10 protein-coding genes are annotated in these 12,055 nt (G+C 65.4%); all 10 read right to left on the bottom strand.

Annotated elements, in window-relative coordinates:
* Positions 1–210 precede the first annotated feature (210 nt).
* Positions 211–615, bottom strand: coding sequence for a VOC family protein (locus BZL41_RS18015; RefSeq protein WP_095600580.1), 405 nt, complete (start codon positions 613–615; stop codon positions 211–213).
* Between the two features lie 224 nt (positions 616–839).
* Positions 840–1,829 carry a GTP 3',8-cyclase MoaA gene (moaA, locus tag BZL41_RS18010; RefSeq protein WP_095600579.1) on the bottom strand — a complete coding sequence of 330 codons (990 nt, stop codon included), beginning with the start codon at positions 1,827–1,829 and terminating at the stop codon, positions 840–842.
* A 38-nt stretch (positions 1,830–1,867) separates the two neighbouring features.
* Positions 1,868–2,815, bottom strand: coding sequence for a peptidylprolyl isomerase (locus BZL41_RS18005; RefSeq protein WP_095600578.1), 948 nt, complete (start codon positions 2,813–2,815; stop codon positions 1,868–1,870).
* 67 nt (positions 2,816–2,882) lie between these two features.
* Positions 2,883–3,041: a hypothetical protein gene (locus tag BZL41_RS28610; RefSeq protein WP_168191030.1), complete on the bottom strand. Its 159-nt coding sequence runs from the start codon at positions 3,039–3,041 to the stop codon at positions 2,883–2,885.
* A gap of 70 nt (positions 3,042–3,111) precedes the next feature.
* Complete coding sequence (gene narI / locus BZL41_RS18000) at positions 3,112–3,915, bottom strand: respiratory nitrate reductase subunit gamma (RefSeq protein WP_095600577.1); 804 nt, start codon at positions 3,913–3,915, stop codon at positions 3,112–3,114.
* Entirely contained in the window at positions 3,908–4,663 is a 756-nt protein-coding gene (gene narJ, locus BZL41_RS17995; RefSeq protein ID WP_095600576.1) for a nitrate reductase molybdenum cofactor assembly chaperone, read from the bottom strand. The genes narI and narJ overlap by 8 nt, the downstream gene beginning before the upstream one ends.
* Positions 4,664–4,665: 2 nt before the next feature.
* A complete protein-coding gene (narH, locus tag BZL41_RS17990; RefSeq protein ID WP_095600575.1) occupies positions 4,666–6,204 on the bottom strand; it encodes a nitrate reductase subunit beta in 1,539 nt (512 codons plus the stop codon).
* An 11-nt stretch (positions 6,205–6,215) separates the two neighbouring features.
* Entirely contained in the window at positions 6,216–9,986 is a 3,771-nt protein-coding gene (locus BZL41_RS17985; RefSeq protein WP_095600574.1) for a nitrate reductase subunit alpha, read from the bottom strand.
* A 74-nt stretch (positions 9,987–10,060) separates the two neighbouring features.
* Entirely contained in the window at positions 10,061–11,548 is a 1,488-nt protein-coding gene (locus BZL41_RS17980; RefSeq protein ID WP_095600573.1) for an MFS transporter, read from the bottom strand.
* Positions 11,549–11,577: 29 nt separating this feature from the next.
* On the bottom strand, positions 11,578–12,036 hold the full coding sequence (locus tag BZL41_RS17975; protein ID WP_095600572.1) for a universal stress protein: 459 nt from the start codon (positions 12,034–12,036) through the stop codon (positions 11,578–11,580).
* Positions 12,037–12,055: the final 19 nt, after the last annotated feature.

Raw genomic sequence — 12,055 nt, 5'->3', positions numbered from 1 at the left:
TCGCGATAGCCGACAGGCCGCTTCGCGGATAAATCCGCTCCTACAGGTGCGGGCCACACCAACCCGCTTTTCGTAGGAGCCAGCTCTGCTGGCGAAGCTTCTACGCAGACCCATTCGTGAGCAAGCTCGCTCCTACACAAGCATCGGACCTTCCTGTGGGAGCGAATTCATTCGCGATAGCCGACAGGCCGCTTCGTGGATAAATCCGCTCTACGACATCGAGGTGTCGTCAGGTTGGCGTGCGTAGCTGACGGTGAGCAGTTCCCAATGATGCCCGTCCGGCTCGTTCCAGTAGACGATGCGACCGCCGTGTTCGGTGTCGATCTGCCGGTCGACCGGGCCGTGGACGTGGCTGCGGTAGTCGATACCCATGGCGTGGATGCGGGCGAGGATGGCGTCGAAATCGTCTTCGGTGACGCGGAAGCAGAAATGCAGCCGGGGGAAAAATCCGCTCCATTCGTCGAAGTCGAGGGTCAGGCCGTCGTTCAGGTAGACGGGCACGAAGGGGCCTACGCCGGTTTCCGACCAAGGAACCCCGAGCAGCCCGGCCAATAACTTTGCCGACGCCCGCTTGTCATGAGCCGGCACCATGAGGTGATCGAGGTGAATGGCCACGGGCGTTTCCTCCTCGGGGTGGATACGTTTCAGTCTAGAAAAGACTCAGCCCAGCAAGACGGCGCCTGCACGCTCCGATGACTCGATGCGACCAACGGTGCCCATGGCGTGGCCTCGCCTGGTCGAATGAATTCGACCCTACCGGGTTACCGTTCTCACCGCCCCTTGGATCGCCCGAAAAAAAGCCGCCTCACGGCGGCCAAACGTCAGGGAGAACCGCCCGGTTATCCGCCGCTGGCATTCATGAAGCGCAGCACCTGCACTTCGCCCGCGGAGGAAAATTCGTGTCGCAGCGGCTTGCGCTGCAAGGCGCCATGGATGGCGTCGATGATCGGTATGTCGCTGGTGGGATGGCGGCGCAGCAGGCCACGCAGGTCGATGGAGTTCTCATGGCCAAGACACAGCAGCAGCCGGCCTTCCACGGTCAGACGCAAGCGGTTGCAGGTGGCGCAGAAGTTGTGCGAGTGCGGTGAGATGAAACCGACGCGGGTCTGCGGGTGTTCCAGCAGGCGCACGTAGCGGGCCGGACCGCCACTCTGTTCGGCGCTGTCGATCAGCGCGTGGCGCTCGGCGATCAGGGCGCGCACTTCGTCGCTGGAGCAGAAGCTCTCGCCGCGGTCGCGGCCGACCGCGCCCAGGGGCATTTCTTCGATGAAGCTGATGTCCAGGCCATTGGCCACGGCGTAGTCCACCAGGGCCGGCACCTCGTCGGCGTTGCGGCCCTTCATCACCACGCAGTTGAGCTTGATCCGCTCGAAGCCGGCTTCCCGCGCCGCGTCGATGCCGGCCAGCACCTGGCGCAGGTCGCCGGTGCGGGTGATGGCACGGAAGCGCTCCGGGTCGAGGCTGTCCAGGCTGATGTTGAGGCGCTTGAGGCCGGCCTTGGCCAGCGGCCGGGCCAGCTTGCCGAGCTGCGAGCCGTTGCTGGTCATCACCAGTTCGCGCAGGCCGGGCAAGGCGGCGATGCGTTCGCAGAGGCCGACGATGCCCTTGCGCACCAGCGGCTCGCCGCCGGTGAGGCGGATTTTCTTCACGCCCAGGCCGACGAAGATTCTCGCCACCCGCTCCAGCTCCTCCAGCGCCAGCACCTGCTGGCGCGGCAGGAAGGTCATGTCTTCGGCCATGCAATAGACACAGCGGAAATCGCAGCGGTCGGTCACCGACAGGCGCAGGTAATCAATCTGGCGGTTGTGGGCATCGAGTAGTGAGGCCATGGAAATGTCTCGCCTGGTTATGAGCGGCAAGCTGCTTTTTATTGCAGGAGCGGCGAATCCGCACCCTGCAAATGGATACCTTCGATATCGGCCGCACCGATCAATCCCTTGATGTACTGGGCGACGCCGATCTGCCAGACGCGCTGGTTCAGTTCGTTGCGGATCGCTGTGGCGACCGCCTCGTAGGGCAGTTGCTCGCCGTCGATGCGCTGGTCCACCGTCACCAGGTGGAAGCCGTAGCGGCTTTCCAGCGGCTGCGGGCAGAGACCGGCAGGCAGGCGGAACAACTGGCGTTCGAACTCGGGCACGGTCTGGCCCTTGCTGATCTGCCCCAGCGCCCCGCCCTGCTCCTTCGACGGACAGGCCGAGTGCTGCCGGGCGAGTTCGGCGAAGCGCTGCGGTGCTTGCAACAACGCCTCGAGCAGACCGAGTGCCAGCTCGCGGGTCTCGCCACGGGCGTCGGCATCGTCCGCCGGGCAAGCCAGCAGGATGTGCCGCGCGGCCACCAACGGCGCGCTGCGGAAACGCTGGCTGTTGCTGTAGTAGAACTGCCGGCAGGCGACGTCATCGGCCAGCGGCAATTGCACCTCCTGTTCGATCAGGCAGCGGGTGGCCGCCTCTTCCTCGCTTTCCCCGGCCTCGGGCCGCACCAACAGGCCCAGCTCGCCGATGCGCTGTTGCAGCAGCTCGCGCACCACCAGCGCCTGGGTCGCCAGATAGACCGCCTCGTCGCGGCTGTCGGCCGGGTGGTATTGCAGCTCCTGGGCGATGGCTTCCGGCGCGATGGCCACGCCGTTCACCCGTACCCGCGGCCATTCCTGCTCGCTGCTGGCGATCAGTTCCGGCCCCGCGGCGGGCGCGGCTTCGACCGCCGGCTCGAGCAGCACTTCGCGCACCACCGGCGTCTGAGCCGGGACCTCGACCGCAGGCTGATGCCCGCCACAGCCCCCCTGCCCCGCATTCGCGCCACCACATCCGCATGCCATGACCTTTACCTCTCACCTGTGAATTCTTGGCCAGGTGAAGGGCATTGCCGCTTCACCTGTTTCGCCGTTACTGCTCCGAGCCCGGCTCGGTTTCCTGCGCTTGTTCTTCCTGGGCCGGCTCCGGCACCACTTCCTGCACCGCCGGGGCCTCGGCCGCTTCGGTCACGGGCTTCTGCCCGCCGCAGCCGCCCTGCCCGCCGTTACCACCACCACATCCACATGCCATGACTGCATTCCTCTTCGTTGAAGTGATCGAGCGGGGCGGATCAGAAACGCCTCATCCACCCCTTCGTGACTCAGTTGATGCTGTCCCGTACCAGGGTCGGGGCCGGGGCGTAGCCCGGTTCGGCACTTTCCACGCGCTCGTCGCGACGCGCCATGACCGGACGCGGCGCCACCGGGCGGGAGCCCTTCTGGCGGACGATCTGATAGCGCCGGCCCAGGTACCACACCGGTGCGCTGACGATGTGCACCAGGCGAGTGAAGGGGAACAGCACGAACAGGGTCAGGCCGAGGAACACGTGGAGCTTGTAGACCAGGCTGACCGGCGCGATGGCGGCGGCGGCGGCCACCGGATCGAGGGTCACGGTGGACTGCGCCCAGTTGGCCAGCATCACCATCACCGAACCGTCGAGATGGCCGGTGGAGGCGACGATGGTCAGCAGGCCGAGCACCAGCTGCGCCAGCAGGACGAACAGGATCAGGATGTCGCTGGGGTTGGAGTTGGCCCGCACCCGCGCATCGCCGAGACGGCGCTTGATCAGCATCAGCAGCCCGATCAGGCAGAGAGTGCCGAAGAAGCCGCCGGAAACCATCGCCAGCAGTTGCTTGTTGGCGGTGCTGATCACCGAGTGGTACAGCGCCTCGGGGGTCAGCAGGCCGACGAAGTGGCCGGCGAGGATGAACAGCACGCCGACGTGGAACAGATTGCTGGCGATGCGCATATAGCGCTGCTCGGCCGCCGTGCGGTTGAAGATCTGGCTGGAGCCGGCCTTCCAACTGTACTGGGACAGGTCGAAGCGCGCCCAGCTACCGATCAGGCAGATGGCCAGGGCGATGTAGGGATAGACCCCGAACAGCAGGAAATTCAACTTAGACATTACGCACCTCCTGGGCCAGCGCGGCGGCCTGCCCGTCATGCTTGAAATCCACCCAGTGCAGCGGCACCGCGCTTTCCTCGCGGGCCTTGCCCGGCCCCATGGCCATGGAGCTGCAGCGCTCCTGCTGGCTGGCCTGGAGGAAGTTCACCTGCTCTTCTTCCCAGACCTTGTCGAGGGCCTCCAGGGAGTCGTCGCGGGTTTCCCCGGCGACCTGCTCGCGCAGTTCGGCCAGGGTTTCCTCCAGCGGCTGGCCGGCGATCTGCAGCAGCGCGCGGAAGCACGCGGCGTAGGGGCTTTCGCGCTCCTCCAGGCGCGCCGCCAGCAAGGCCAGCAGATGCGCCACGTCGGCCAGACCCTCGCGGGCCACGAGGTCGTCGCGGGTCGCCAGGTATTCCAGGTACAGCGGGATGTAGTCCGGCAGCTCGCGCACATCGATGGCGAAACCGGCTTCGGTGTACTGCGCCATCAGGTCGACCATGGCCTGGCCACGGTCGCGGGACTCGCCGTGCACGTGCTCGAACAGCAGCAGGGACAGCGCGCGGCCCTTGTCGAACAGCTCGCTGTAGCGCTCCTGCACGTCCATCAGGTCGCCGTCGGCCAGCTCGTCGAGCAGACCGACCAGCGCAGTGCGCTGGGTCGGGCTGATCTCGCGGGCCACGGTGATGACGCCGGCCAGCTCGTCGCGGTTGTCGCGCAGCAGCTCGCCGGGGTAGTCCAGCAGCAGGGAGATGACTTTCAGGATGCGCATGCTCAGTCCTCCCACAACTGGACGGTCTTGATGATGTCGCGGCGGTTGGCCTTCTTCGCGCCGAACATGTTGGTGTCCGAGGCGCCGGAGCAGCCGCTGCCGAAGCTGAAGCCGCAGCCGGAGCGCTCGGCGAAGGCGTCGCTCATGGCCTCTTCGCGGTGGGCGGAAGGGATCACGTAGCGGTCTTCGTAGTTGGCGATGGCGAGATAGCGGTACATGTCCTCCACCTCGGCGACACTCAGGCCGACCTCGTCCAGCACCGCGAGGTCCTGGCGTCCTTCCACCTGCTCGGCGCGCTTGTAGGCACGCATCGCCAGCATGCGCTTGAGGGCACGCTTGACCGGCTTCTCGTCGCCTGCGGTGAGCAGGTTGGCCAGGTAACGCAGCGGGATACGCAGGCTGTCCACGTCCGGCAGCACGCCGTTCATGGCCACCTGGCCGGACGCTGCGGCGTTCTGGATCGGCGACAGCGGCGGCACGTACCAGACCATCGGCAGGGTGCGGTATTCCGGGTGCAGCGGCAGGGCCAGCTTCCAGTCCACCGCCATCTTGTACACCGGCGACTTCTGCGCGGCGTCGATCACCGACTGCGGCACGCCGTCGGCCAGGGCCTGGGCGATGACCTTCGGATCGTGCGGGTCGAGGAAGATTTCCAACTGCTTCTCGTAAAGGTCCTGCTCGCTGGCGGTGCTCGCCACTTCATGGATGCGGTCGGCATCGTAGAGCAGCACGCCGAGGTAGCGGATGCGGCCCACGCAGGTCTCGGCGCAGACGGTCGGCATGCCGGCCTCGATGCGCGGGAAGCAGAAGATGCACTTCTCGGACTTACCGCTCTTCCAGTTGAAGTAAATCTTCTTGTACGGGCAGCCGCTGATGCACATCCGCCAGCCGCGGCACTTCTCCTGGTCGATGAGGACGATGCCGTCCTCTTCGCGTTTGTAGATCGCACCGCTCGGGCAGGAGGCCGCGCACGCCGGGTTGAGACAGTGCTCGCACAGGCGCGGCAGGTACATCATGAAAGTGTTTTCGTACTCGCCGTAGATGTCCGCCTGGACCTTGTCGAAGTTCTTGTCCTTGCGACGTTTGGCGAATTCGGTACCGAGGATTTCCTCCCAGTTCGGGCCCCACTCGATCTTTTCCATGCGCTGTCCGGAGATCAGCGAACGCGGCCGGGCCACCGGCTGGTGCTGGCCGAGCGGCGCGGTGTGGAGGTTCTGGTAGTCGAAGTCGAACGGCTCGTAGTAGTCGTCGATGGTCGGCAGGTCCGGGTTGGCGAAGATGTTCGCCAGCACGCGGAACTTGCCGCCGATCTTCGGGTTGATCGAGCCATCCGGGTTGCGCACCCAGCCGCCCTTCCACTTCTCCTGGTTCTCCCACTCCTTCGGATAACCGATGCCGGGCTTGGTCTCGACGTTGTTGAACCAGGCGTATTCCATGCCTTCGCGGCTGGTCCAGACGTTCTTGCAGGTGATCGAGCAGGTATGGCAACCGATGCACTTGTCCAGGTTCAGGACCATGCCCACTTGTGAACGAATCTTCATGGCCTTACTCCTCAGATATCTTGCGGCAGGGGTTGCGGCAGGGCGTCGCCGCCCAGGCCACCGACGTCGGTGCCGTCGAGCCAGTCGACCTTGGCCATCTTGCGCACCACGACGAACTCGTCGCGGTTGCAGCCGACCGTGCCGTAGTAGTTGAAGCCATACGCCTGCTGGGCGTAGCCGCCGATCATGTGGGTGGGCTTGAGCACCACGCGGGTCACCGAGTTGTGGTGGCCGCCGCGGGTCTTGGTGCTTTCCGCGCCGGGCACGTTCACGATGCGTTCCTGGGCGTGGTACATCAGCACCATGCCTTCCTTGACCCGCTGGCTGACCACCGCGCGGGCGGTCAGGGCGCCGTTGGCGTTGAAGCACTCGATCCAGTCGTTGTCCTCGATGCCGACCTTCTTCGCGTCGACTTCGGAGATCCAGACGATGGGCCCGCCCCGGCTGAGGGTGAGCATGATCAGGTTGTCGGTGTACGTGCTGTGGATGCCCCACTTCTGGTGCGGGGTGATCCAGTTGAGGACGATCTCCGGGTTGCCGTTGGACTTCTTGCCCTTCACGTAATCCACGGTGCGGGTGTTGATCGGCGGCCGGTAGCTCATCATCTGCTCGCCGAATGCCTGCATCCACGGGTGGTCCTGGAAGAACTGCTGGCGACCGGTGAGGGTGCGCCACGGGATGTATTCGTGGACGTTGGTGTAGCCGGCGTTGTAGCTGACGTGCTCGTCTTCCAGACCGGACCAGGTCGGGCTGGAGATGATCTTGCGCGGCTGCGCCTGGATGTCGCGGAAGCGGATCGCCTCGTGCTCCTTCGGCAGCGCCAGGTGGCTGTGGTCGCGGCCGGTGAACTCGGACAGCGCTTCCCAGGCCTTGACCGCCACGTGGCCGTTGGTTTCCGGCGCCAGGGAGAGAATGACCTCCGCCGCGTCGATGGCCGACTCGATCTTCGGCCGACCCTGGCTGACGCCCTCCTCGCGCACTTTGTAGTTCAGCTCGCCGAGGAACTTCACTTCTTCGTCGGTGTTCCAGTTGATGCCCTTGCCGCCATTGCCCAGCTTCTCCAGTAGCGGGCCGAGGGAGGTGAACTTCTTGTAGGTGTTGGGATAGTCGCGCTCGACCACGGTCATGTTCGGGCAGTTCTTGCCCGGCTGCGGGTCGACGCCCGCGGTCTTCCAGTCGCTGCCGCCGAACGGCTGGGCCAGTTCGCCGGGGCTGTCATGCAGCAGCGGCACGGTGACCAGGTCCTGCTCCACGCCCAGGTGGCCGCGCGCCATGGCCGAGAAGGACTTGGCGATGCCCTTGTAGATTTCCCAGTCGGAACGCGCTTCCCAGGCCGGGTCGATGGCGGCCGACAGCGGGTGGATGAAGGGGTGCATGTCCGAGGTGTTCATGTCGTCCTTCTCGTACCAGGTGGCGGTCGGCAGGACGATGTCGGAGTACACGCAGGTGCTGGACATGCGGAAGTCCAGGGTGGTGACCAGATCGAGCTTGCCAATGGCGCCCTCGTCCACCCACTCGGCTTCGTTCGGCTTGAAGCCGCCGCGCTTGCCGAGGTCTTCGTTCATCACGCCGTTCCTGGTGCCCAGCAGGTACTTGAGCATGTACTCGTGGCCCTTGCCCGAGGAACCGAGCAGGTTGGAACGCCAGACGAACATGTTGCGCGGGAAGTTATCCGGGTTGTCCGGCTGCTCGCAGGCAAAGCGCAGCGAACCGTCCTTCAGCGACTTCACCACGTAGTCCACCGGCGACATCCCGGCAGCGGCGGCGTCGCGGGTGATCTGCAGCGGGTTGCGGTTCAACTGCGGTGCGCTCGGCAACCAGCCGGCGCGCTCGGCGCGGATGTTGTAGTCGAGCATGTGCTCGGGGAACTGCGATTTGTCGGCCAGCGGCGAGAGCACTTCGTGGATGCTCATCTTCTCGTGGCGCCACTGCGAGCTGTGGTTGTAGAAGAAGCTGGTGCCGTTCATCTGCCGCGACGGACGGCTCCAGTCCAGGCCAAAGGCCAGGGGCAGCCAGCCGCACTGCGGACGCAGTTTTTCCTGGCCGACGTAGTGGGCCCAGCCGCCGCCGGTCTGGCCGACGCAACCGCAGAGCATGAGCATGTTGATCAGCCCGCGGTAGTTCATGTCCATGTGGTACCAGTGGTTCATCGCCGCACCGACGATGATCATGGAACGGCCACGGGTCTTGTCGGCGTTGTCGGCGAATTCGCGGGCGATCTGGATCGCCTTCTCGCGCGCCACGCCGGTGATCTTTTCCTGCCAGGCCGGGGTGCCGGGGACGCTGGCGTCGTCGTAGCTCTTGGCGACGTTGGCGCCGCCCAGGCCACGGTCGATGGCCAGGTTGCCGGCCATCAGGTCGAACACGGTGGCGACCTTGGCACTGCTGCCGTCGGCCAGGGTGATCGAGCGCACCGGCACGCGACGCAGCTGGATGGCCTCGCCTTCGGCGTGCTGGAAGTGTTCGTGGTGGATGCCGCCGAAATACGGGAAGGCCACCTCGGCCACTTCGCCGCCATCGATCTGGCTCAGCTTGAGATCGACCTCGCGGCCCTCACCGCCCTCCTTCGCCTCGATGTTCCACTTGCCCTTCTCGCCCCAGCGGTAGCCGATGGAGCCCTGCGGCGACACCAGTTCGCCCGTGGCGGCATCGACGGCGATGGTCTTCCACTCGGGATTGTTGGCCTGGCCGAGGTTGTCGGCGAGGTCGGAGGCGCGCAGGAAGCGGTCGGCGACGAAGGCGCCGTCCTTCTCGATCAGACGCACCAGCACCGGCAGGTCGGTGTAGCGCTTGGCGTAGTCGGTGAAGTAGGCGCTCGGCTTCTCCAGGTGGAATTCCTTGAAGATGACATGGGCGAAGGCCTGTGCCAGCGCCGCGTCGGTACCCTGCTTCGGGTTGAGCCAGAGGTCGGTGAGCTTGGCCACCTCGGAGTAGTCCGGGGTGATGGCCACGGTCTTGGTGCCCTTGTAGCGCACCTCGGTGAAGAAGTGGGCGTCCGGGGTCCGCGTCTGCGGAACGTTGGAGCCCCAGGCGATGATGTAGTTGGAGTTGTACCAGTCGGCCGATTCCGGCACGTCGGTCTGCTCGCCCCAGACTTGCGGCGAGGCCGGCGGCAGGTCGCAGTACCAGTCGTAGAAGGACAGGCACACGCCACCGATCAGCGACAGGTAGCGGCTACCCGCGGCGTAGCTGACCATGGACATCGCCGGGATCGGCGAGAAGCCGACCACGCGGTCCGGGCCATACTGCTTGACGGTGTAGACGTTGGCGGCGGCGATGATCTCGTTGACCTCATCCCAGCTGGAGCGGATGAAGCCGCCCATGCCGCGCTTGCTCTTGTAGGACTCGGCCTTGGCCTTGTCTTCGACGATGCTGGCCCAGGCTTCCACCGGTGCCAGGGTGCGGCGCGCCTCGCGCCACAGCTTGAGCAGCGGCTTGCGCACCTTCGGGTACTTCAAGCGGTTGGCGCTGTAGATGTACCAGCTGTAGCTGGCGCCGCGCGGGCAGCCACGTGGCTCGTGGTTGGGCAGGTCGTTGCGGGTACGCGGGTAGTCGGTCTGCTGGGTTTCCCAGGTGATCAGGCCGTTCTTCACGTAGATCTTCCAGGAGCACGACCCGGTGCAGTTCACCCCGTGGGTGGAGCGCACGATCTTGTCGTACTGCCAGCGCGAACGGTAGACGTTCTCCCAGTCGCGGGATTCGATACGGGTCTCGCCGTGGCCGTCGGCGAACTCGCCCTGCTTCCTCTTGAAGAAGCGCAGTTGATCGAGCAAGTGGCTCATTTTCTTCTCCTCTCGGCGCCGATCTGGCGGCGCCCGGTTCTCATCAGGTTCGGTGGTCGGGTCCGGTGCTTGTGTCAGTGAACGCGTTCAGCCCTCATCTCGAGTTCGCGGTCCACGGAGGACACGAAGTAGTCTTCGGAAAACGCCCCCTCGGGCTCCTTCAGCCAGAAGAAGCACACGGCGAAGCTGATGAAGGCGCCGGTGGCGATGATGAAAAAGAACTGCGAGGGCGTGACGAAGGTGTACAGGGTCAGGTAGAAGACCGCGCCGACGTTGCCGTAGGCCCCCGCCATGCCGGCGATCTGCCCGGTGATGCGGCGCTTGATCGACGGCACGATGCCGAAGGTGGCGCCCTCCGCACCCTGCACGAACATCGAGCAAGCCACGGTGATGGCCACCGCCACGATCAGCGGCCAGCTCTGGTTCATCAGGCCCATCAGGGCGAAGCCGCAGCCGATGCCGAGCATGTAGGCAAGCATCACGAAGCGGCGATTGCCAAAGCGGTCGGAGACCAGCCCGCCCATGGGCCGCGCGATCAGGTTGACGAAGGCAAAGGACGCGGCGATGAAGCCGGCAGCGGTGGGCGACAGGCTCCAGGTCTGTTCGAAGAACATCGGCAGCATGGAAACCACTGCCAGCTCCGCGCCGAAGTTGGCGAAGTAGGTGGTGTTCAGCGCGGCGACGCTGTTGAAGGGGTACTTGTCGTCCTCCGGCACGCCCTTTTTCAGGATCGGCAGGTTGACCCGCAGGATCTGCACGATCTGGTAGACCACCACCAGGGCGATCACCGCATAGCAGACCAGCGCGCCTTCGGCGGACAGGTAGCCGAGCCCCTGGATGCGCCACACCAGCACGGCGAGGATGCCGATCATGGGGATGGTGAAGAGGATCAGCTTGACCATGTCGCCCCAGGTGCTGACTTCCATGGCGCTGGCCTTGCGCGGCTTGCGGTGCACCGAGCCGGCCGGGCCGTCGGTGATCGCGAACCAGTAGTAGACGCCGTAGATCGCCATGATCGCGGCGGTGGTGGCGATCGCGTAGCGCCAGCCTTCCGGGCCGCCGAAGATGTGCAGGGCGATGGCCGGCAAGCTCATGGCGGCGGCGGCGGAACCGAAGTTGCCCCATCCGGCGTAGAAGCCCTCGGCGAAGCCGATGTCCTTCGGCTTGAACCAGAGCGCGGTCATGTGGATGCCGACCACGAAGCTGGCGCCGATGGAGCTGAGCAGCAGGCGCGCCACCAGCAACTGGGTGCGGCTGTCGCCGAAGGCGAAGGCGAACGCCGGCAGCGCCATGACCACCATCAGCACCGAGAACACCCGGCGCGGGCCCCACTTGTCCAGGGCCATGCCCACCAGGATGCGCGCGGGGATGGTCATCGCCACGTTGGCGATGGCGAACAGGCGCAGGTCCTCGGGCTTCAACCAGTTCACCGTCTTCAGCATGCTGGTGGCCAGCGGAGCCATGTTGAACCAGACGAAGAAGCAGATGTAGAAGGCGATCCAGGTCAGGTGCAGGGCCTTGATTTCAGGCCGCCGGTACTGGAACAGGTCAGAAACTTTCATGTTCGACTACTCCTCGAACGCAGGACGGATCACGGGCAGGCCTGGATCAGCACGGGACAGGGCGCGCGCCGGGCGAGGAAGGCGCTGACGCTGCCGAAGGTCATGTAATCCAGCTCATCGACGAACAGGTTCAGCGAGCGTGTCAGCAGCCCGCCGTCCGGCTCGTGGCTGTGGCGGGCGATCACCAGCATGTCGGGCTTCTTGGTCTCGGCAGCCTTGAGCAGCATCTTCCGGGCGTCGCCTTCGGCCAGGACCACCTCGGCGTCGTAGCCGCGATGGCCGACGCGGACGGCGGCCTCGCGGAGGAACTGCTGGAACTCGGCGCGGGCACGCTCGTAGTTCTCCTGGTTGGCGTCGCTGGAGTCGCGCGGCTCTTCCACCACGCCGACCAGGATCACCAGCGGCTTGAGCGGGCCGAACAGGTCCAGCGTGTTCTCCAGCGCCAACCGGGCGTTACGCGAGTTGTCGTAGGCGAGCATGATTTTCATGGTGTCTCTCCGGTCGGCG

The sequence above is a fragment of the Pseudomonas sp. PIC25 genome, from assembly GCF_002286785.1.
Lineage (GTDB): Bacteria > Pseudomonadota > Gammaproteobacteria > Pseudomonadales > Pseudomonadaceae > Pseudomonas_M.
This window is presented reverse-complemented; position numbering and strand designations above follow the sequence as displayed.